17 protein-coding genes are annotated in these 21,064 nt (G+C 72.1%); 2 read left to right on the top strand and 15 right to left on the bottom strand.

Annotation, left to right across the window (positions count from 1 at the left end):
* The first annotated feature begins 32 nt into the window (after positions 1 to 32).
* Positions 33 to 1,340, top strand: coding sequence for an alkaline phosphatase D family protein (locus tag ACFV6D_RS00655; protein WP_380557432.1), 1,308 nt, complete (start codon positions 33 to 35; stop codon positions 1,338 to 1,340).
* A gap of 43 nt (positions 1,341 to 1,383) precedes the next feature.
* Here the strand turns inward: ACFV6D_RS00655 and ACFV6D_RS00650 are convergent, their stop codons facing one another.
* From ACFV6D_RS00650 to ACFV6D_RS00625, 6 genes are all read right to left on the bottom strand, one after another.
* Positions 1,384 to 2,253 (bottom strand): ABC transporter permease, encoded by an 870-nt coding sequence (locus ACFV6D_RS00650; protein ID WP_380489987.1) that lies wholly within the window; start codon positions 2,251 to 2,253, stop codon positions 1,384 to 1,386.
* Between the two features lie 56 nt (positions 2,254 to 2,309).
* Positions 2,310 to 5,138: an alpha/beta fold hydrolase gene (locus tag ACFV6D_RS00645; protein WP_380557322.1), complete on the bottom strand. Its 2,829-nt coding sequence runs from the start codon at positions 5,136 to 5,138 to the stop codon at positions 2,310 to 2,312.
* Positions 5,139 to 5,302: 164 nt separating this feature from the next.
* On the bottom strand, positions 5,303 to 5,764 hold the full coding sequence (locus tag ACFV6D_RS00640) for a GNAT family N-acetyltransferase (RefSeq protein WP_063347227.1): 462 nt from the start codon (positions 5,762 to 5,764) through the stop codon (positions 5,303 to 5,305).
* Position 5,765: 1 nt separating this feature from the next.
* The gene (locus ACFV6D_RS00635) at positions 5,766 to 6,704 is read right to left on the bottom strand and encodes an RluA family pseudouridine synthase (protein ID WP_063347228.1); all 939 of its coding nucleotides are present in this window, start codon (positions 6,702 to 6,704) and stop codon (positions 5,766 to 5,768) included.
* A gap of 60 nt (positions 6,705 to 6,764) precedes the next feature.
* Positions 6,765 to 7,418 carry a signal peptidase II gene (gene lspA, locus ACFV6D_RS00630; protein WP_079135530.1) on the bottom strand — a complete coding sequence of 218 codons (654 nt, stop codon included), beginning with the start codon at positions 7,416 to 7,418 and terminating at the stop codon, positions 6,765 to 6,767.
* A gap of 164 nt (positions 7,419 to 7,582) precedes the next feature.
* A complete protein-coding gene (locus ACFV6D_RS00625) occupies positions 7,583 to 8,050 on the bottom strand; it encodes a TraR/DksA family transcriptional regulator (RefSeq protein WP_244293330.1) in 468 nt (155 codons plus the stop codon).
* Between the two features lie 641 nt (positions 8,051 to 8,691).
* Between ACFV6D_RS00625 and ileS the strand changes: the two genes are divergently transcribed.
* Positions 8,692 to 11,820: an isoleucine--tRNA ligase gene (ileS, locus tag ACFV6D_RS00620; protein ID WP_380557319.1), complete on the top strand. Its 3,129-nt coding sequence runs from the start codon at positions 8,692 to 8,694 to the stop codon at positions 11,818 to 11,820.
* 185 nt (positions 11,821 to 12,005) lie between these two features.
* Here ileS and ACFV6D_RS00615 read toward each other — a convergent pair whose 3' ends face one another.
* From ACFV6D_RS00615 to ftsW, 9 genes are all read right to left on the bottom strand, one after another.
* A complete protein-coding gene (locus ACFV6D_RS00615; RefSeq protein ID WP_063347231.1) occupies positions 12,006 to 13,346 on the bottom strand; it encodes a DivIVA domain-containing protein in 1,341 nt (446 codons plus the stop codon).
* A gap of 59 nt (positions 13,347 to 13,405) precedes the next feature.
* Positions 13,406 to 13,687 (bottom strand): YggT family protein, encoded by a 282-nt coding sequence (locus tag ACFV6D_RS00610; protein WP_063347232.1) that lies wholly within the window; start codon positions 13,685 to 13,687, stop codon positions 13,406 to 13,408.
* Between the two features lie 99 nt (positions 13,688 to 13,786).
* Positions 13,787 to 14,389, bottom strand: coding sequence for a cell division protein SepF (locus ACFV6D_RS00605; protein WP_031071810.1), 603 nt, complete (start codon positions 14,387 to 14,389; stop codon positions 13,787 to 13,789).
* A 303-nt stretch (positions 14,390 to 14,692) separates the two neighbouring features.
* Positions 14,693 to 15,499, bottom strand: coding sequence for a YggS family pyridoxal phosphate-dependent enzyme (locus ACFV6D_RS00600; protein ID WP_079135532.1), 807 nt, complete (start codon positions 15,497 to 15,499; stop codon positions 14,693 to 14,695).
* Complete coding sequence (gene pgeF / locus ACFV6D_RS00595) at positions 15,499 to 16,230, bottom strand: peptidoglycan editing factor PgeF (protein WP_380557316.1); 732 nt, start codon at positions 16,228 to 16,230, stop codon at positions 15,499 to 15,501. Before pgeF ends, ACFV6D_RS00600 begins: the two co-directional genes overlap by 1 nt.
* Complete coding sequence (ftsZ, locus tag ACFV6D_RS00590; protein ID WP_380341913.1) at positions 16,227 to 17,438, bottom strand: cell division protein FtsZ; 1,212 nt, start codon at positions 17,436 to 17,438, stop codon at positions 16,227 to 16,229. The genes pgeF and ftsZ overlap by 4 nt, the downstream gene beginning before the upstream one ends.
* Positions 17,439 to 17,801: 363 nt before the next feature.
* Complete coding sequence (locus ACFV6D_RS00585) at positions 17,802 to 18,578, bottom strand: cell division protein FtsQ/DivIB (RefSeq protein WP_380557313.1); 777 nt, start codon at positions 18,576 to 18,578, stop codon at positions 17,802 to 17,804.
* The gene (gene murG, locus ACFV6D_RS00580; protein ID WP_063347235.1) at positions 18,571 to 19,677 is read right to left on the bottom strand and encodes an undecaprenyldiphospho-muramoylpentapeptide beta-N-acetylglucosaminyltransferase; all 1,107 of its coding nucleotides are present in this window, start codon (positions 19,675 to 19,677) and stop codon (positions 18,571 to 18,573) included. Before murG ends, ACFV6D_RS00585 begins: the two co-directional genes overlap by 8 nt.
* A 6-nt stretch (positions 19,678 to 19,683) precedes the next feature.
* Positions 19,684 to 20,991, bottom strand: coding sequence for a putative lipid II flippase FtsW (gene ftsW / locus ACFV6D_RS00575; protein WP_380557311.1), 1,308 nt, complete (start codon positions 20,989 to 20,991; stop codon positions 19,684 to 19,686).
* Positions 20,992 to 21,064: the final 73 nt, after the last annotated feature.

The following is a 21,064-nucleotide window of genomic DNA, read 5'->3' as shown; positions in this document are numbered from 1 at the left end:
CACCCGCGCCCCCCTGCGCCCCCCCCACGACCATCCGCCACCCCCCCCCCCCCCCCCAGCCCCCCGCCCCCGCCCCGACCGCCGCCCGCGCCGTCTCCCCCACCGGCCGCACCCGCACCACCCCCGCCACCGACGCCGCCCTCTCCCGGCTGCGGTTCGGCGTCGCCTCCTGCGCCAACTGGGAGGGCGGCTACTTCTCCGCCTACCGCCACCTCGCCGCCCGCGGCGACCTGGACGCCTTCCTCTTCCTCGGCGACTACATCTACGAGTACAAGACCGGCGAGTTCTGCGCCCGCGGCACGGTCGTGCGCCCGCACGCCCCCACCCACGAGATCGTCACCCTCGCCGACTACCGCACCAGGCACGGCCAGTACAAGACCGACGACGACCTCCAGGACCTGCACGCCAAGCTCCCGACCATCGCGATCTGGGACGACCACGAGTTCGCCAACGACGCCTGGTCCGGCGGCGCCGAGAACCACACCCCGGGCACCGAGGGCGCCTGGGCCGACCGGATGGCCGCCGCCAAGCAGGCCTACTTCGAGTGGATGCCGGTCCGGCCCTCGATCGCCGGCACCACCTACCGCCGCCTGCGCTACGGCAAGCTCGCCGACCTGCACCTGATGGACCAGCGCTCGTTCCGCTCCCAGCAGGCGAAGACGGGCAGCGGCGCCGTCGACTCGGCCGACCGCACCCTCACCGGCCGCGCCCAACTGGACTGGCTCAAGGCCGGGTTGTCCGCCTCCGACACCACCTGGCGACTGATCGGCAACGAGGTGATGATCTCCCCGGTCGCCTTCCTCTCGCTGCCCGACTACCTGCTGCGCCCGCTGGCCAAGCTGCTCGGCCTGCCCGGCGAGGGCGTGGCGGTCAACCCCGACCAGTGGGACGGCTACACCCACGACCGCCGCGAGCTGCTCGGCCACCTCAAGACGAACGGCATCACCAACACCGTCTTCCTGACCGGCGACATCCACTCCGCCTGGGCCGCCGACGTCCCGAACGAGGCCGCCACCTACCCGCTGTCCGGCAGTGTCGCCACCGAGTTCGTGGTCACCTCGGTGACCTCCGACAACGTCGACGACCTGCTGAAGGTCGCCCCGCAGACCGTCTCGCTGGCGGCCGGCACCGCGATCAAGGCGGCCAACCCACACGTCAAGTGGGTCGACCTGGACTCGCACGGCTACGGGGTCCTGGACATCACCCCCGAGCAGACCCAGATGGACTACTACGTCCTCTCCGACCGCACCCGCAAGGACGCGACCAGCAGCTGGTCCCGCTCCTACCGCACCCGCACCGGCACCCAGCGGATCGAGCGCGCGAACGCCCCGATCGCCTGACCCCCGCCCCGGTCACCCACCCCGGGCCCGCAGCACAACGGCCCTACGACACCACGTCCTTGCGCGCGAACCCCCGGAACGCCAGCGCGAGCAGCACCGCCGCGTACGACAGCGACAGCGAGACGCCCTGCACCATGCCGCCCCACTCCAACTGCGGCTGCAGGGCGTCCGCCCAGGCGTACTGCCAGTGCGCGGGCAACCACTCCCGCAGGCCCCCCAGCGCCGTGACGGCGTCCAGCACCCCGGTGATGATCGACGCGAACACCGCCCCGCCGACGGCGCCCAGCGGCGCGTCCGTCGCCGTGGAGAGCCAGAACGCCAGCGCGGCGATCACGATCTCGGCGAGGAACACGTACGCCGCCGCGACGGCCAGCCGGGGCAGCGCCTCCCCGGCCGAAAGGCTGGCCCCGGTGGGCAGTTTGAGGTCCCCCCAGCCGTACGCGGCGGTGCCGACGACCAGCCCGATCAGCGGCAGCATCGCCACCGCCACCGCCGAGAACGCCAGCCCGACCGCGAACTTGCGGGCCAGCAGCCGGGCCCGGGGCACCGGCGCGGCCAGCAGGTAGCGCAGCGAGGACCAGCTCGCCTCGGAGGCGACCGTGTCGCCGCAGAACAGCGCCACCGGGATGACCAGCAGGAAGCCGGTGCCCACGAACAGCATGGTGGCGGCGAAGTTGGGCCCGGACGCGGTGGCCAGGTCGATGAAGGTGGTCCGGTCGGGGCGGCTCGGGGTGCCGCCGATCTGGAACGCGGCCAGCATCACGAACGGCAGGGCGGCCAGCACCGCACCGATCACCAGGGTGCGGCGCCGCCGCAGTTGGCGCATCGCCTCCACCCGCAGCGGCAGCGTCCGGCCCGCCCGGTACCCCTCGGCGTGGTCCGCCGACACGACGCCGCTCACGCCACCGCTCACGCCATCACCCACCTCGCCGCTCACCTCACTGCTCACGCCACCGTTCGCACCCCTGCTCACGCCGCACCTCCGATCAACGACAGGAACGCGTCCTCCAGCCGCCGCTGCGGCCCGGCGCTCTCCACCGGCACACCGAGGCGCACCAGTTCGGCCAGCAGTTCGTGCGCCGCCAGCCCGTCCAGGCGCACCAGCAGCCCGCCCTCGACGGCCTCCGCCGAGCCGACCCCGGCCAGCGCGCCGACCTTCTCGACGACCGACCCGGGCTCGTACCCGGCGGGCACGCCGAGGAACAGCAGCTCGCCCGCGCCGACGATCTCGCCGACGGCGCCGGTGGTGATCAGCCGCCCGCGGTCCATCACCACCAGGTCCGTGCAGCTCTGCTCGACCTCGGCGAGCAGGTGGCTGGAGACGATGACGGTGCGGCCGGCGGCGGCGTACCGGATCATCACCTCGCGCATCTCGCGGATCTGCGGCGGGTCGAGCCCGTTGGTCGGCTCGTCGAGGATCAGCAGGTCCGGCATCCCGAGCATGGCCTGGGCGATGGCGAGCCGCTGCCGCATGCCCTGCGAGTAGGTCCGCACGGCGCGGTCGAGCGCCTCGCCGAGACCGGCGATGGCCAGCGCCTCGTCGAAGCGGGCGTCCTCCTCCGGCCGGCCGGTGGCCTGCCAGTACAGCCGCAGGTTGGCCCGGCCGGTGAGGTGCGGCAGGAAGCCCGCGCCCTCGACGAAGGCGCCGACCCGGGAGAGCACCGGCGCACCGGGGCGCACCAGGTGGCCGAAGATCCGGATCTCGCCCGCGTCGGGCCGGATCAGGCCCATCAGCATCCGCAGCGTGGTGGTCTTGCCGGCGCCGTTGGGCCCGAGCAGGCCGAGCACCTGCCCCTGCTCCACCCGGAAGCCCAACTCCCGTACGGCGTAACGGTCCTGGGCGCCCTTGTAGCGCTTGCTCAGGCCGGTGATCTGCAACGGCACCCCGGCCAGCGCCGGGTCGTACGCCGGCCCGTCGCCCGCCCCCCGCCGACGGCGGCGCAGCAGCCGGGGCGACAGCACCAGGCCCAGCGCCACCACGACGGCCGCCAGCGGCAGCAGCCAGGTGCGCGCGGGCAGCGGCGTGGCCTCGGTGACGAGTTCGTCGTCGGTCGGCACGGTGAGCGCCCCGGCCGGCGCGACCCGGTAGGTGGCGGGCTCGACGGGCGAGGCGTACGCGAGGTCGGTGGCGGCCAGCACGAGCCGCAGCCGGTGCCCGGTGGCGAAGGTGTGGTCGACGGCGGGCAGCGCGACCGTGACGGTGCGGCCCGCGTCGGCGCCGGTGACCCGCAGCGGGGCGGCGAGCTGCTGCGGGAGCACGGCCTTGCCGTCCGGGCCCACGTCGTACAGCTTGGCGAAGAGCACCGCGTCCGGCCGGTCGGCGTGCACCTGGACGGGCACGGTGGGCTGCCCGGTCAGGTGCAGCGGCTGGCCCAGCGGCGCGGAGTCGAAGGCGGCGTGCTGGCCGGGGAAGTCGAGCGACAGCCCGGCGCCGAGCGAGGCGGCCTGGCTGAGTGCCCCGATCCCGGGCAGCGTCGAGATCCCGGGCGGGGCGCCGCCGGGCGGGTTGGCGATGGTCTGCTCGCCGCCGGCCAGTTCGACGCCGTGGGAGCCGGTTCCGTCCAGGCCCGGGTAGCGGTCGGCGGAGGCGCCGCGCAGCACGGCCTGGAAGCCGGTGGAGTCGACGCCCCCGGTGCGGGTGACCCGGAACGCGGGGCCGGTGTCGTCGCCCTGCCCCTTCAGGTAGTGGTCGAACCAGGCGGTCACCCGGTCGTCGACCCGGGCGCTGGTGTCGGTGCCGCCGTCGTGCCCGCCGGCGAACCAGTCCACCGAGACGGGCGCGCCGTTGGCCGCGACGGCCCGGGCGATCCGGTCGCCCTGGTCGAGCGGGAACAGCGAGTCCTGCTGGCCCTGCACGACCAGGGTGGGCGCCTTGAGCTGCGCGGCCACCGAGGACGGGCTGGAGCGGTCCAGCAGTGCGACGGCCTCCGGGTCGGCGTGCCCGGCGGTGGCGACCCGGTCGTACATCTGGCAGAGCGACTCCAGGAACCGCCCGCAGCCGACCGGCCCGCCCGCGGCGTCACCGCCCTGCCCGGAACCGCCCTGCCCGGGAGCGCCCTGCCCCGGCCCGGCCCCGCCGCCGCCGCGCGGCGCGCCGCCGGAGGGGCCGAGGTCGCCGGCCGCGCCGGTGGTGAAGAAGATCCCGGCCCAGAGCTTCTTGAACACGCCGTCGACGGCGCCCGAGCCCTGCACGCCCTGCGGGAACAGCGCGTCGGCCAGGTTCCACCAGGTGATCTGGGTGGCCACCGCGTCGATCCGGTGGTCGTACGCGGAGGCCAGCAGCGAGACGGCGCCGCCGTACGAGGCACCGGTGATGCCGACCCGGGGGTCGCCGGGCCCGTCGAGCTGCACCTCGGGCCGCTGGGCCAGCCAGTCCACCAGGTGCTTGACGTCCTCGACCTCGCGGTCGGGCGCGTTGAGGCCGATCTTCCCGCCCGAGTGCCCGAAGCCGCGCGCCGACCAGGTCAGCACCGCGTAGCCCTGTCGGGCCAGCTGCTGGGCGCGTTCGCGCTCGCCGTCCTTGGAGCCGCCGAAGCCGTGCGCGAGCAGGACCGCCGGGCGCGGGGTGCTGCCGGTGGTGAAGAAGGAGGTGTCCACCTGGACCTGCTGGTCACTGCCGGGGGTCTCCGGCATGGCGAGGAAACGGTCCTCCTGATGGACCGCCGGCTCACCGCCGGACGCCACCGTCGCCGTACCCGCCCCGGCCACCACCACCAGGGCCACCGCACCGGCCACCACCCTGCGCCGCACCGTCGTACCCCGGCTGCGCCACCGGCGCCACGCCCCACCGAACTCCATGGGGGCTGATCGTATCCGCCCCCCGGGTAGGCGTCCGATAAGGCCACCGCCGAAGCCGCCGCTTGCGCCCTGTTCACCCCGTTGCGTCCGGGTACCGCACGGGAAAACGGAGATCCCCGCACCCCGTCAGGGGCACGGGGATCCGCACGGCCGGGCCCGAAGCCCTACAGCACCCGCGTCATCGTCCGATGCGGTATCCCCGCGGACTCGTACACCGGGCCCTCGGCCGTGTACCCCAGCCGCTCGTAGAACCCCAGCGCCCCCACCTGCGCGTGCAGTTCCACCTCGACGGCCCCGCGGTCGAGCCCGGCCGCCTCGATCGCCCGCACCAGCTGGGCCCCGAGCCCGGTCCCCCGGGCCGCCGACACCACCGCGAGGCGTCCGAGCAGCACCCGGCCCTCGACACCCCCGGTGAGCTTCAGCGCCTGCTCCCCGAAGATCAGCCGTGCGGTCCCGAGCGCGGTCCCGTCCGCCGCCACGGCCAGCAGGTGCACCGAGGTCGCGTCGTACTCGTCGTACTCCAGTTCCTCCGGCACGTGCTGCTCGACGATGAACACCTCGCGCCGCACGTCCCGCACCAGAGTCAGGTCCGCGGCGCCCGCCGCGGTCCGGATGGCCGCCGTCATCTCAGCTCTCCGACGAGATGATGTCGAGCGCCTTGCGCAGGTCGGGCGAGTACTCGCTGGAGAACTCGACCCACTGCCCGTCCGCCGGGTGCTCGAAGCCGAGCGACACGGCGTGCAACCACTGCCGGGTCAGCCCGAGCCGCTTGGCCAGCGTCGGGTCGGCGCCGTAGGTCAGGTCGCCCACGCAGGGGTGGCGCAGCGCGGACATGTGGACCCGGATCTGGTGGGTGCGCCCGGTCTCCAGCTTGATGTCGAGCAGCGAGGCCGAGCGGTAGGCCTCGACCAGGTCGTAGTGGGTGACGGACGGCTTGCCGTCCTTGGTCACGGCCCACTTCCAGTCCGAGCTGGGGTGCCGTCCGATCGGCGCGTCCACGGTGCCGCTCAGCGGGTCCGGGTGCCCCTGCACGAGGGCGTGGTAGCGCTTCTCGGTGATCCGGTCGTGGAACTGCCGCTTGAGGTCGGTGTACGCGCGCTCGGACTTGGCGACGACCATCAGCCCGGAGGTGCCGACGTCGAGCCGGTGCACGACGCCCTGGCGCTCGGCGGCGCCGGAGGTGGAGATCCGGTAGCCGGCCGCGGCGAGCCCGCCGATGACGGTGGTGCCGGTCCAGCCGGGGCTGGGGTGCGCGGCGACGCCGACCGGCTTGTCGACGAGCACGATGTCCTCGTCGTCGTGGACGATCCGCATGCCCTCGACCGGCTCGGCGATGATCCGCACGGGGGCGGCGGGGGCGGGGATCTCGACCTCCAGCCAGGAACCGGCGGTCACCCGGTCCGACTTTCCGGCCACGGCGCCGTCGAGCGTCACCTTGCCGTCGGCGGCCAACTCGGCGGCCTTCGTCCGGGAGAAACCGAACATCCGGGCGAGGGCGGCGTCGAGGCGCTCGCCCTCCAGGCCGTCGGGTACGGGGAGGCTGCGGATCTGCGCTGCGGTACTCACCCGTACGAGTATGCCGGAACCGCGGCCCTCCGCCGCCCGCCCGACCGCCCGGGGCCCCTGCTACTCGGTCTTGCCGCCCTGCTGGTGGACGGTGCCGTCCGGGTTGCTGCCCCGGAAGGAGAGCAGCACGACGAGGATTCCGCCGCAGACGATCGCCGAGTCGGCGAGGTTGAAGACCGCGAAGTGCTGGACGGAGATGAAGTCGACGACGTGCCCGCGGAAGACGCCCGGCGAGCGGAACAGCCGGTCGGTGAGGTTGCCCAGGGCTCCGCCGAGCAGCAGCCCGAGCGCGATCGCCCAGGGCAGGCTGTACAGCCGGCGGGCGATCCGCCAGATCACCACGATGACGGCCGAGGCGATCATCGTGAAGACGACGGTCAGCGCCTGCCCCATGCCGAAGGCGGCGCCGGAGTTGCGGATGACCTGGAAGGTGACGACGTCCCCGATCACCTTGATCGCCGCGTGGTTCTCCAGCCGGGCCACGACCAGCAGCTTGCTGCCGAAGTCGATCAGGAAGGCGAGCAGCGCGACGACCATCAGCACGCCGATCCGCCGACGGCCCTTCGGCGCCTCCGCCGCGGCCGGGGCGGTCGCCTCGGCGGGCTCGGCAGGCTCCGCGGGCTCGGTGGGCTCGGCCACGGCCACCTCCACGGCTTCGGCGGGGGTCGGGACGGCGTCGTCCCGCGTCTGGGGGGAACCTTGCGTACTGATGATCCGCTCCGCTGCCGGTGGAGCTCCCCCGGTTGGAGGTGGGGGAGGGTGGGCCCATGGTCGCCGTACCGGACACCTCCGAACCGGACGTGTCCCAGGATTCAGGCGACGTTACGGGGTCGAGCGTACGGCAAGCCCGACCCCCTGCGCCGCCCCGGTCGGCCGCGTCAGCGGCGTTCCTGCTTGGCCTTGCACTGCACGCAGAGCGTGGCCCGGGGGAAGGCCTGCATCCGGGCCTTTCCGATGGCCTGCCCGCAGGACTCGCAGGTGCCGAAGCCGACGCCCTCCAGCCTGGTCAGGGCCCGCTCGGTCTGGGCGAGGCTGTCCCGGGCGTTGTTGGCGAGCGCGAGTTCGCTCTCCCGCGAGATGTTCTTCGTACCGGCGTCCACCTGGTCGTCACCGGCTCCGTCGTTGGAGTCACGCATCAGGCCGGAGATGGCCGCCTCGGCGGCGTCGATCTCGTTCTGCAGCCGCTCCAGCTCGCTGATGAGCTCGGTGTGCAGCTCGTGGACCTCGTCGGTGGTCCACGGGTCCTCGCCGGGCCGGACCGGCAGCGTGGCCGGGTCCACCGACTCGGCGCCGCGCGGCACGGTGACGGTGTCGGTGCTGCTCTTCTGCCGTGCGGTAGTGGTCACGGTCCCCTCCCCTGGATCGGCCGCCACGGCCTTGCGTGCCCGCTTGGTGGCGGTACCCGCGCCGGTTGCCTTCTCAGCCATGGCTTCGACCCCATCTACGAACGAATCGAGCCGCCGGTTCCCGGCGGCCTCCAGTGCCGGAACGATAATCCCGATCAAAACCGGTCACAACATGACATTCCGACGCCCCATGATGATCCCACCCAGGCAGTCGCCCCAGCCGCCACGCCCCGCGCGCTGACCAGACTTGTGCCCAGATCACCCCCGCCTAACCACCACCGCCGCCGGCCCCGGAGCGCCCCGGCCGTCCACCGCGGGGAAAAACGATTTGGACAAACCGACTCACCCGGCCGATACACTGGCCCTGCAAGGCGCAGATGGGACGAGTACCGACGTACGCAGCCACCAGCGACCCGGGGACGGTGCGAGCCCGGGGGTGTGCACGGCGGGAAGATCACCCCGGAGCCGCCGGAAGAACGGCCGCCCGCCACCGCGCGGGACGGCCCACTAGACCCGGCAGCAAGCCCAAACAAGAGGGCCGCAGCAGCACCGCGGCCAAGGAGGGTGGTACCGCGGGGCGGCTCGCCGTCTCGTCCCTCCGTCGGATCCCGTTCACATCCGCCGGAGGTATGACGCCCGCGATGAGCACCTACAACTCCGTCCCCGCACAGGTGGACCTGCCCGCCCTCGAACACCAGATCCTGTCGTTCTGGCAGGACAACAAGATCTTCCAGCGCAGCCTGGAGCAGTCCGAGGGCCGCCCCGAGTGGGTCTTCTACGAGGGCCCGCCGACCGCCAACGGCATGCCCGGCGCCCACCACATCGAGGCCCGCGTCTTCAAGGACGTCTTCCCGCGCTTCCGAACGATGAAGGGCTACCACGTCGCCCGCAAGGCCGGCTGGGACTGCCACGGCCTCCCGGTCGAGCTCGCCGTCGAGAAGGAGCTGGGCTTCTCCGGCAAGCAGGACATCGAGGCATACGGCATCGCCGAGTTCAACGCCAAGTGCCGCGAGTCGGTGACCCGCCACACCGACGCCTTCACCGAGCTGACCACCCGCATGGGGTACTGGGTCGACCTCGACGAGGCCTACCGGACGATGGACCCGTCGTACGTCCAGTCCGTCTGGTGGTCGCTCAAGCAGATCTTCGACAAGGGCCTGCTGGTCCAGGACCACCGGGTCGCCCCCTGGTGCCCGCGCTGCGGCACCGGCCTGTCCGACCACGAGCTGGCCCAGGGCTACGAGACCGTCGTCGACCCCTCGGTCTTCGTCCGCTTCCCGCTGACCAGCGGCCCGCTGGCCGGCCGGGCCGCGCTGCTGGTCTGGACCACCACCCCGTGGACCCTGGTCTCCAACACCGCCGCCGCCGTCCACCCGGAGGTCACCTACGTGGTGGCCACCGACGGCGAGGAGAAGCTGGTCGTCGCCGAGCCGCTGCTCGCCAAGGCCCTCGGCGAGGGCTGGGAGGCCACCGGCGAGTCCTTCACCGGCGCCGAGATGGAGCGCTGGGCCTACCGCCGCCCGTTCGACCTGGTCGAGATCGAGAACGCGCACTACGTCCTCAACGCGGACTACGTCACCACCGAGGACGGCACCGGCATCGTCCACCAGTCGCCCGCCTTCGGCGCGGACGACCTCGCGACCTGCCGCAAGTACGGCCTGCCGGTGGTCAACCCGGTCCTCGCCGACGGCACCTTCGCCCCCGAGGTCCCGCTGGTCGGCGGCCAGTTCTTCAAGAAGGCCGACGAGGCCCTGGTCGCGGACCTCAAGGAGCGCGGCCTGCTCTTCCGCCACCTCCCGTACGAGCACAGCTACCCGCACTGCTGGCGCTGCCACACCGCGCTGCTCTACTACGCGCAGCCGTCCTGGTACATCCGCACCACCGCGGTCAAGGACGCCCTGATCCGGGAGAACGAGGCCACCAACTGGTACCCGGAGACCGTCAAGCACGGCCGCTTCGGCGACTGGCTGAACAACAACATCGACTGGGCGCTCAGCCGTAACCGCTACTGGGGCACCCCGCTGCCGATCTGGCGCTGCGAGGAGGGCCACCTCACCTGCGTCGGCTCGCTGGCCGAGCTCTCCGAGCTCACCGGCACCGACCAGAGCGAGCTCGACCCGCACCGCCCGTACATCGACGACGTGACCTTCGCCTGCCGCGAGTGCGGCGGCGCCTCGACCCGGGTCCCCGAGGTCATCGACGCCTGGTACGACTCGGGCTCGATGCCCTTCGCCCAGTACGGCTACCCGTACCAGAACAAGGAGCTGTTCGAGAAGCGCTACCCGGCGCAGTTCATCTCCGAGGCGATCGACCAGACCCGTGGCTGGTTCTACACGCTGATGGCGGTCGGCACCCTGGTGTTCGACAAGAACAGCTACGAGAACGTCGTCTGCCTGGGCCACATCCTGGCCGAGGACGGCCGCAAGATGTCCAAGCACCTGGGCAACATCCTGCAGCCGATCCCGCTGATGGACCAGCACGGCGCCGACGCCGTCCGCTGGTTCATGGCCGCCGGCGGTTCGCCCTGGTCGGCCCGCCGGGTCGGCCACGGCACCATCCAGGAGGTGGTCCGCAAGACCCTCCTCACCTACTGGAACACCGTCGCCTTCCAGGCCCTGTACGCCCGCACCGCCGGCTGGTCCCCCTCGGCGGCCGATCCGGCCCCGGCCGACCGCCCGCAGCTGGACCGCTGGGTCCTCTCCGAGCTGAACACCCTGGTCCGCGAGGTCGACGCCGCCTTCGAGGCGTACGACACCCAGCGCGCCGGCAAGCTGCTGTCCGGCTTCGTCGACGACCTGTCCAACTGGTACGTCCGCCGCGGCCGCCGCCGCTTCTGGCAGGGCGACGCGGCCGCGCTCGCCACCCTGCACGAGGCGCTGGAGACGGTCACCCGCCTGATGGCCCCGATGACCCCGTTCATCACCGAGCAGGTCTGGCAGGACCTGGTCGTCCCGATCGCCGCGGACGCCCCGGCCTCGGTCCACCTGGCCACCTGGCCGCAGGCGGACGAGTCGCTGATCGACGCCGACCTCTCCCGGCACATGGCGCTGGTCCGCCGCCTGGTGGAGCTCGGCCGGGCCACCCGCGCCGAGTCCGGCGTGAAGACCCGTCAGCCGCTGTCCCGCGCGCTGATCGCCGCCCAGGGCTGGGACGAGCTGCCCGCCGACCTGCGCGCGCAGATCGCCGAGGAGCTCAACGTCTCCACCCTGGAGTCGCTCGCCGAGGTCGGCGGCTCGCTCGTCGACACCAGCGCCAAGGCCAACTTCCGCGCCCTGGGCAAGCGGTTCGGCAAGGGCGTGCAGGACGTCGCCAAGGCGGTCGCCGCCACCGACGCCGCCCGCCTGGCCGCCGAACTGCGCGCCGACGGCGAGACCTCGGTCGAGCTGAACGGCGAGCAGGTCGCCCTCTCCCCGGACGAGGTGATCATCACCGAGACCCCGCGCGAGGGCTGGGCCGTCGCCAACGAGTCCGGCGCCACCGTCGCCCTCGACCTGGCCATCACCCCGGAGCTCAAGCGGCTCGGCGTCGCCCGCGACGCCATCCGCCAGATCCAGGAGGCCCGCAAGAACTCCGGCCTCGACGTCGCCGACCGGATCGTCCTGCGCTGGCGGGCCACCACCGAGGAGACCGCCGAGGCCATCGCCGAGCACGGCCCCCTCGTCGCCGAGGAGGTCCTGGCCACCGACTTCGCCGCCGGCACGGCCGACTGGGACTCCGAGACCTTCGCCGACGAAGCCCTCGGCCTCGCCTTCCAGCTCCGCAAGGCCTGACCCGCTCCGAAGCCGCCGTCACCCCACCCGGGGCGACGGCGGCTTCGCCGTACCCACGCGCCCCTGAAGTGGCGTCACCACCCCGCGCGCGCCCATCCCCCGCCCCCGTCCGCACCACAGCAGAGCGCCCCCTGTTCGACCCGTGGGTCGAACAGGGGGCGCTCTCAAAAGGCCGTGCTACAACCTCAGTTGTCGCCGTCCTCGTCGATCAGGAAGCCCCGCATCGGCGCCGGAGCCTGCTGCATCGGCTGCGGAGGCTGCGGGCGGACGGCCGCCATCGGCTGCGTCATCCCGGCCGGCTGCATCTGCGGCGCGCCGGTGTTGCCACCGGACGCCTGGCCGCCGAAGCTCGGCGCCGGCGGGTTGCCGCCGAAGGAGCTCTGCCCACCGAACGACGGCGCGTTGCCGCCGAAGGCCGGCTGGTTGCCACCGAAGGCCGGGGCACCGCTCATCGCACCGGCACCGGCCGGAGCCATCGACGAGGCCGCCGGCGGCAGCGACGCGGTGGCGGGGATCCGCGGCGGGGCGAGCGAGTCGTCGGCCTGCGACTCCAGCTGGCGCAGCTGGGTCTCCAGGTACGACTTCAGGCGCGTCCGGTACTCGCGCTCGAACGCCCGCAGGTCCTCGACCTTGCGCTCCAGCGTGGCGCGCGCGGACTCCAGCGAGCCCATCGCGACGCGGTGCTTCTCCTGCGCGTCCCGCTCCAGGGCGTCGGCCTTGGCACGGGCGTCCCGCTCCAGGCCCTCGGCGCGGCTGCGAGCCTCGCCGACGATCTTGTTGGCCTCGGAACGGGCCTCCGAGATCGCCTGGTCGGCGGTCTGCTGAGCGAGCGCCAGAACACGGGCGGCACTGTCGCCACCGGGGCCCTGCTGCTGCATGGGGGCGCCGAGCGGGCCGCCCATCTGCTGCTGCGGCGGGCCGCCCATGGGGCCACCCATCGGCTGCATCTGCTGCTGCTGGCCCATGCCCTGGCCCATCGGGTTGCCCATCTGCTGCGGACCACCGGGGCCGCCCATGGGCTGGAGCATCTGACCGCCCATCGGCTGCACCAGCTGCTGCTGGCCGCCCATGGTCTGGTTCATCTGCTGCTGCTGGCCGCCCATCTGCTGGGGGCCGGCGGGGAGCTGCGGGGCGCCGGAGGGCAGGCCGAGCGGCTGGTTGCCCATCTGCTGCTGCTGCGGGCCGCCCATCTGCTGCTGCTGCTGCGGACCACCGGGGCCCATCTGCTGCTGCTGCGGACCGGGGCCCTGCTGGCCGGGAACCGGCGGGCCGGATATGGCGGCCGGGACGGGGGCGCCGGAACGGGCGTCCTGCGGCGGCTCCTTCCGCATGTTCGCCTGGTTCTGCGCGGCGGCGCGAGTCGCGGCGGCCAGCTTGGCGCGCAGGTCCTCGTTCTCGCGAAGCAGGCGGGTCAGCTCTCCTTCGACCTCGTCGAGGAAGGCATCGACCTCGTCCTCGTCATAGCCTTCGCGCAGGCGGACGGTCGTGAACTGCTTGTTCCGAACGTCCTCGGGGGTCAATGGCATCTCTTCACCTCAACGTGATCGTCGGCACACCGGCATCCTGTCGCATCGCTCACCTACGACTAGGGCCGCACAAGCGAGATCAGGACATACACAATGATCATCAGTACGAAGAAGGACAGGTCGAGCGCCACGCCCCCGAAACGCAACGGCGGAATGAACCGCCGAAGAAGCTTGAGCGGCGGATCCGTGACAGTGTACGTGGCCTCCAGGACCAGGACCATGGCCTTGCCGGGCCGCCACGAACGCGCGAACTGGAAGACCCAGTCCATGACCAGTCGCACAAGCAGGAACACCAGGAAGACGGTCAGGGCGTAGTAGAGCACCGCCCACACGATGTCCATCGCGTTTCCCTCTCCCCGGTTCCGGGCCCTCGGGCCCGCCGCTCGTCACCTGTCGCTAATCCACTGTTGATCAGATCCACACGTAAAGTCGTGGCCGGGTCAGCTCTGGTTGAAGAACCCACCCTCGGCGATCCGAGCCTTGTCCTCCGCCGTGACATCGACGTTAGCAGGCGACAGCAGGAACACCTTCTGTGTCACGCGCTCGATACTGCCGTGCAGACCGAAGACGAGTCCAGCGGCGAAGTCTACGAGTCGCTTCGCGTCGGTGTCGTCCATCTCGGTCAGATTCATGATCACGGGGGTCCCGCCACGGAACTGTTCCCCGATGGTACGGGCCTCGTTGTAGGTTCGCGGGTGCAGCGTGGTGATGCGGTAGGGCTCTCGTTCGTTCACTACCTTGGGCATGATCACCGGGGCGCTCTTCTCCAGGTTGTGGCGGCGTTCGGGTGTGATGGACGACACGGGGGCCATCCTCGGGGTCTCCTGCCGGATCGGCACCGCGGCCGGAACCGGCTGCGGGGTGATCGAGGAGACCGGGGCGGGCGCGGCGGCCGGCCGGGGGATGTCCTCGGTCCGCTGTCCCGTTCGAATCGGCTCGGGGTCCGCGTCGTAGTCGTCGTCAGGGTCGTACCCCTGACCGTCGTACGTCTCGTCCTCCACGAGGCCGAGGTAGACCGCCATCTTGCGCATTGCGCCGGCCATGCTCCTGTCTCCTCCGCTCATAGCCACCTCGCTGGCGCTCGGTGGCGGCTTCGCGAAACGCGCACCTTCCGATGGTCGCTCGCTCTGCTCGCTCCGTGCGGACCGGCTCCGTCCCGGCGGCCAGGCCGTGCGGCCCTGCCTGCGGATTCCGCGGTCCACCCACGACGGCCCGTCAGGCCGACGGCCGGTCAGAGTTCTTGGGGTGGGGGCCGCGGAGCTGCGATCCACGGTTCGCTAGCGCTCCGAGGAGCTGCTAGATTCTGTCCTATTTTGTCCTGCAGTCTGATCTACTACCCGGTGACGTTACCTGAGGGGTGACCTCACTCCGAGTACCGCCGTTCCGACGCGCACATGTGTCGCCCCGGCGGCAATCGCCTGCTCAAGGTCACCGCTCATCCCTGCGGAGACCATGGTGGCAGCAGGATGGGTCGTGCGTACTGCGGTTGCGATTTCCGTCAGCCGCTCGAAGGCGCGGAGCGGGTCCCCGGCGAGCGGACCGGCCAGCGGAGCGACGGTCATCACACCGTCCAGCCGCAGGCCGGGCGTGTCGGCGATCGCGTCCGTGAGTTCCGCGACATCCTCCGGAGCGACTCCGGCCCGGTGGGCCCCCTCGCCGTGCTCCTTGTCCAGGGCCACCTGCACCAGGCAACCCAGCTCCGGGCGCTCGGACTTGAGCACCGCCGCGGAGAGCGACCCGACCAGCCGCAGCCGGTCCACCGAGTGCACGTGGTTCGCGTACCGGACGACCGAGCGGACCTTGTTGGTCTGCAGCTGTCCGACGAAGTGCCAGTCAAGAGGAAGGTTTCTGCACTGCTCTGCCTTGGGTGCGGCGTCCTGGTCGCGGTTCTCCGCGACATCCGTCACACCCAGTCCGGCCAACAGCGCGGTGTCCTCGGCGGGGTAGGTCTTGGTGACGACGACCAGGGTGACCTCGTCGCGCGGCCGTCCGGCAGCCGCACAGGCATCGGCGATCCGCCGCTCGACCACGTCGAGGTTGGTCCCCAGCTCCTCGTACCGGGCCCGCTGCCCCTCCGTCAGGGTCTCCAGCCAGCTCTGGTCGGGAAGGCCGCCGCGACTCCCCGGGAACGGTCCGTAGATGTCGTTCGTCATCAATGATCAGAGCCCAACCAGACGTAGCTCGCGAGCCGGCCGGTGCGCTGCTCGCGGCGATAGGAGTAGTGGTCCGCGGATTCGAGGGTGCAGACCGGTGACCGCACCAACTCGGTGACCCCGGCGGCGGCCAGCTGGGCCGCGACCCCCTCGGCCACGTCCAGCGCCGGTGTTCCCCAGGAGGTCTCGGCGAACGCGGCGGGCACCACCGCGGCGACCTCCGCCCGCAGGCCGGCCGGCACCTCGTAGCACCGACCGCAGACCGCCGGGCCGGTGGCCGCGGCGATCCGGCCGGGTTCGGCCCCCAGTTCGACCATCGCCCGCACGACCGCGGGCACCACCCCGGCCGCCAGCCCGGGCCGGCCCGCGTGGGCCGCGCCCACCACGCCCGCCACCGGGTCGGCCAGCAGCACCGGAGTGCAGTCGGCGGTCAGGACGGCGAGCGCCAGCGGCCGGTCGGTGACCACCGCGTCCACCGTGGGGACGTCCCCCGGCGACTGGCGCTGCGTCACCACGGCGACCTGCGCACCGTGCACCTGGTTCATCCAGACCACGTCGGCCGGGTCGAGCCCGAGCTCCCCGGCGGCGATCGCCCGGTTCTCCCGGACGGTCTCCGGGTCGTCCCCCACCGCCCCGCCGAGGTTGAGCTCCCCGTACGGCGAAGTGCTCACCCCGCCCCACCTGTCGGTGAAGGCGAAGTGAGCACCCGCGCGTACGGCGTGATCGATCACTTAAGGAAATCCGGGACGTCGAGCTCCTCCGCCGGGCTCTCGACGTACGGCTGCCGGACCGGCTGCACCTGCGGCGGCACCGGGGCGGCGGTCACGGTCTCGGTGGCCCGCGGCGAGGAGTGGGTCTCCCCCTCCGAGCGGGACGTCACCGAGCCGATGCTCCCGTAGGACGGCCGGGTGGCCGGGCGCTCCGGGGCGGCCGGCGGCGTGGCCGCGGCGGGGGTGGCCTTGACCACCGGGTCGCGGACGATCGCCGGCGGCTGCCCGCCGTCGAAGCCGGCCGCGATGACGGTGACCCGGACCTCGTCGCCGAGCGCGTCGTCGATGACCGCGCCGAAGATGATGTTGGCCTCGGGGTGCGCGGCCTCGCTGACCAGCTGGGCCGACTCGTTGATCTCGAACAGGCCGAGGTCGGAGCCGCCCGAGATGGAGAGCAGCACGCCGCGGGCGCCGTCGATCGAGGCCTCCAGCAGCGGCGAGGAGATCGCCATCACGGCGGCCGCCTTGGCGCGGTCCTCGCCGCGGGCCGAGCCGATGCCCATGAGCGCCGAACCGGCCTCCGACATGACGGACTTGACGTCGGCGAAGTCGAGGTTGATCAGGCCGGGGGTGGTGATCAGGTCGGTGATGCCCTGGACACCGGAGAGCAGGACCTGGTCGGCCGAGCGGAACGCGTCGAGCACGCTGACCTGGCGGTCCGAAATGGACAGCAGCCGGTCGTTGGGGATCACGATGAGGGTGTCGACCTCTTCGCGCAGGCTCGCGATGCCGTCCTCGGCCTGGTTGGCGCGGCGGCGGCCCTCGAAGGTGAAGGGCCGGGTGACCACGCCGATGGTCAGGGCGCCGAGCGAACGGGCGATGTTGGCGACCACGGGCGCGCCGCCCGTGCCCGTGCCACCACCCTCACCCGCGGTGACGAAGACCATGTCGGCCCCCTTGAGGACCTCCTCGATCTCCTCGCGGTGGTCCTCGGCGGCCTTGCGGCCGACCTCGGGGTTGGCGCCGGCGCCGAGGCCCCGGGTGAGTTCACGGCCCACATCGAGCTTGACGTCGGCGTCGCTCATCAGGAGGGCCTGCGCATCGGTGTTGATCGCGATGAACTCGACGCCCTTGAGACCGACCTCGATCATCCGGTTGATGGCGTTGACACCACCGCCGCCGATTCCGACGACCTTGATGACTGCGAGGTAGTTCTGCGGTGCTGCCACGTCGAAGGCCTCTCGCCTCGAATTTCCGGGTCGGTCCGACCCGACGGGGGATCGTACCGACGGATGTCGATGGGTAGGGAGCCTGGTTTCTGACTGAATGTCCGAAATGCCGACCGCCGACCCCAACCCTAAACTTGACCTTTAGGGTTAGTCCTGTGCCTCCGTCACATCACCAGGGGGCACAGTCTGGTGACACAGGACACTAGGTGGCTCCAGGCACGTGTTTCAACGAACACGCCGAGCTTCCCCTTTTCTTTTGAGCCTATGTGATCATCGGCCGGCATATGAAACCGGGGTGACCACCAAGGGTCGGGCCGACACTTCACAGCGTCAACCCCTCCCTCAGGCACAGAACCTACCGGATCATCCCGACACCGCCGGCGCCTCCGGCGCACTCACGTCGAAGTTCGAGCCCTTCTGAGCCATCAACGCGACCAGTGTCCGGGCCTTGCGATCGGTCTGCTCCGGGCTCCCCCAGCGCACCGTCGCACCCCCGCTGAGCTGCAGCTGAATATCGTCGTACGAGTGCACCAGCACCGCTCCGGCCCGCTTCGCCACCTCGGGCGGCAGTCCGGCGGCCACCGACACCGCGCCCTGCACCAGCTGCGCACGGGAGATCACCCCGTCCGCGTCCTTCGCCTGCTGACTGAGCCGCAGTTCCACCACCGGCACCCCCTCCGGCGGGGCCGCCTCGGTGGCGAAGCTCACGCCGACGGCGTCCACCTGGGTGAACTGACCGTCCTCCCCCTTGACGGCCGCCACCGCCGTACGCTGGACGACCTTCACCCGCAGGGTGTGCGGCCAGCCCCGCCACACCTCGGCCTTCGCCACCCGGGGGATCGCCTCCACCCGGTGCTGGACGGCGTCCAGGTCCACTCTGGCCAGCGGGCCGTCACCGATCCCGCCGATCGCCTCGCGGACCTGGTCCGCCGTCAGCTTCTCGTCCTTCGGCCCCTGGACCGCGACCTCGCGCACGTCCAGCACCGAGGAGAAGAACACCACCCAGGCCAGCACGCCCAGCACCGCGGCGCCGAGCACGCTCAGCACCACGATGCCCCGCCGGGAGAGCCGGAGCCGAGGAGCGGACTCCTCGGCCTCCAGCTCTTCCTCCAGCGGGTCGGCGAGCCGGCCGTCAGCCACGGCGGCGACCGCCGCGGGAGGCCTGGATGGCCTCGTAGACCATGCCGACCAGCAGGTCGTCGGCGTCCCGGCGGCCGAACTCGGCGGCGGCCCGGCTCATGTCCCACAGCCGCTGCGGGTCGGTGAGCACCGGCAGCACGTTCTGCAGCACCCATTCCGGGGTCAGCTCGGCGTCGTCCACCAGCAGGCCGCCGCCGGCCTTGACCATCGGCTGGGCGTTCAGCCGCTGCTCGCCGTTGCCGATAGGCAGCGGGACGAACGCGGCGGGCAGCCCGACGGCGGCCAGCTCGGCGACGGTCATGGCACCGGCCCGGCAGAGCATCAGGTCCGCCGCCGCGTAGGCGAGGTCCATCCGGTCGACGTACGGCACCGCGCGGTACGGCGGCATCCCGGGGATGTCCTCGACCTGCGGCAGCTCGTTCTTCGGGCCGACGGCGTGCAGGATCTGCACGCCGTACTGCTGGAGCCGCGGGGCGATCGCGGTGACCACCTCGTTGAGCCGGCGCGCGCCCTGGGAGCCGCCGGAGACCAGCAGGGTGGGCAGCCGCTGGTCGAGGCCGAAGTAGTGCCGGGCCTCCGGCCTGGCGGCGCCCCGGTCCAGGGTGGCGATGGTCCGGCGCAGCGGGATGCCGATGTACCGGGAGTCGCGCAGCTTGCTGTCCGGCGTGGAGACCGCGACGAAGTCCGTGTAGCGGGCGCCGATCTTGTTGGCCAGACCCGGACGGGCGTTCGCCTCGTGCACCACGATCGGCACGCCGGCCCGCTTGGCGGCCAGGTAGGCGGGCATCGCGACGTAGCCGCCGAAGCCGACCACGGCGTCCGCGTTGACCCGCTCGATGATCTCCTGGGCGGCCCGGACGGTGCCGCGCAGCCGGCCGGGGACGGTGATCAGCTCGGGGGTGGGCTTACGGGGCAGCGGGACGGCCGGAATCAGCTCCAGCTGGTAGCCGCGTTCCGGCACCAGCCGGGTCTCCAGTCCGCGCTCGGTTCCCAGGGCGGTGATCCCGATGGACGGGTCGTGCCTGCGGAGGGCGTCCGCGAGGGCCAGCGCCGGCTCGATGTGACCGGCGGTCCCCCCGCCGGCGAGTACGACATGCACCGAAATTCACCGCTCCCTGCGTGCCGGCCCCGGGGCCGGGCGCGCTGTGGTTCGTCGTCGTGGCAGCACCCGGGCCAGTCGTCTCCTGATCCGGGAGTTCTTGCTCCGGGCGGCCAGCGCCGCCTTCGCGCCCGAGGTGCTGCGCGCCAGGCACAGCAGCACTCCGATCGCGGACATGGCCGACAGCATGGCGGAACCCCCGTAGGAGAACAGCGGGAGCGGGACGCCCGCGATGGGCAGCAGTCCCAGCGCCGACCCCAGGTTGATCATGGCCTGCGCCATGATCCAGGTGGTGGCGGCTCCCGCGGCGTACCTGACGAAGGGGTCCTTCGTACCGATGGCCACACGGATACCCGCGTAGCCTAGTGCCGCGAAGAGACCGATCACCGACAGCGTCCCCACCAGGCCCAGTTCCTCGCCGGTCGCGGCGAAGATGAAGTCGGTGTGCGCCTCGGGCAGCTGGCCCCATTTCTCCACGCCGGCACCGAGGCCGGTGCCGAAGCCTCCGCCGAGCGCGAACGAGTAGACGCCGTGCAGCGCCTGGAAGCAGGCCCCGTCGGGGTCGGGCTTGGTGACGCCGATGCAGCCCAGGCGCTCCGCCCGGTGCGGGACGGTGATCACCAGCGCGGTGCAGACGACCACGGCCACCCCGACGGTGGCCACGAACAGCCGCAGCGGCGCGCCGACCATCCAGAGCATCGCGAACAGCATCGCCACCAGGATCATCGAGGTGCCCATGTCGCCGCCGAGCATGATCAGCGCGAGCAGCAGCAGGGCGCCCGGCACCAGCGGGACGAGCAGGTGCTTCCAGGTGGTGAGGGTGCCGGCCTTCTGCTTGCGGGCGAGCAGGTCGGCGCCCCAGAGCACCAGCGCGAGCTTGGCGAACTCCGAGGGCTGGAACTGGAAGAAGCCGAAGTCCAGCCAGTTCTGGTTGCCGTTGATCCGCACCCCGATGCCGGGCACGGCGACCAGCGCGAGCGCGCCGATCACCCCGAACATCACCGGGTAGACGATCACCCGCAGCACCGCCAGCGGCACGGAGGCGAAGCCGATCAGCAGGACCAGGCCGAGGATGGCCGCGATCAGCTGCTTGAGGAAGTAGTACTGCGCCGAGTGGTGCTGGCCCAGGGCGAGGATCTGCGAGGCCGAGAAGACCATCATCAGGCCGAGCACCACCAGCAGCAGCGTCGTGCCGATGACGAGCAGGTAGGGCGTGAGCGGCCGGTCCAGCCAGTACCGCACCCGGTACCGGAAGGCCCGTACCCGGGCAAGCGGTCCGGCCGACTTGTACTTGGTCGTGGTGGCCGAGATCACGCGCCACGGCTCGGCGGCCTCCCGCTCCGGTGTTCCGGAACCCGCCCTGCCCTGCCCAGCCACTCCCCGCTCA

The sequence above is a fragment of the Kitasatospora sp. NPDC059812 genome (assembly GCF_042732075.1).
Classification (GTDB): Bacteria; Actinomycetota; Actinomycetes; order Streptomycetales; family Streptomycetaceae; genus Kitasatospora.
The sequence above is the reverse complement of the archived record's forward strand: the minus strand, read 5'-3'. Positions and strand labels throughout refer to the sequence as shown.

Excerpts from the sequence above, each read along its gene's own strand:
- ACFV6D_RS00645 (WP_380557322.1), bottom strand. The coding sequence starts at position 5,138 with ATGGAGTTCGGTGGGGCGTGGCGCCGGTGGCGCAGCCGGGGTACGACG.
- ACFV6D_RS00640 (WP_063347227.1), bottom strand. The coding sequence starts at position 5,764 with ATGACGGCGGCCATCCGGACCGCGGCGGGCGCCGCGGACCTGACTCTG.
- ileS (WP_380557319.1), top strand. The coding sequence starts at position 8,692 with ATGAGCACCTACAACTCCGTCCCCGCACAGGTGGACCTGCCCGCCCTC.
- ACFV6D_RS00615 (WP_063347231.1), bottom strand. The coding sequence starts at position 13,346 with ATGCCATTGACCCCCGAGGACGTTCGGAACAAGCAGTTCACGACCGTC.
- ACFV6D_RS00610 (WP_063347232.1), bottom strand. The coding sequence starts at position 13,687 with ATGGACATCGTGTGGGCGGTGCTCTACTACGCCCTGACCGTCTTCCTG.
- ACFV6D_RS00605 (WP_031071810.1), bottom strand. The coding sequence starts at position 14,389 with ATGGCCGGCGCAATGCGCAAGATGGCGGTCTACCTCGGCCTCGTGGAG.
- ACFV6D_RS00600 (WP_079135532.1), bottom strand. The coding sequence starts at position 15,499 with ATGACGAACGACATCTACGGACCGTTCCCGGGGAGTCGCGGCGGCCTT.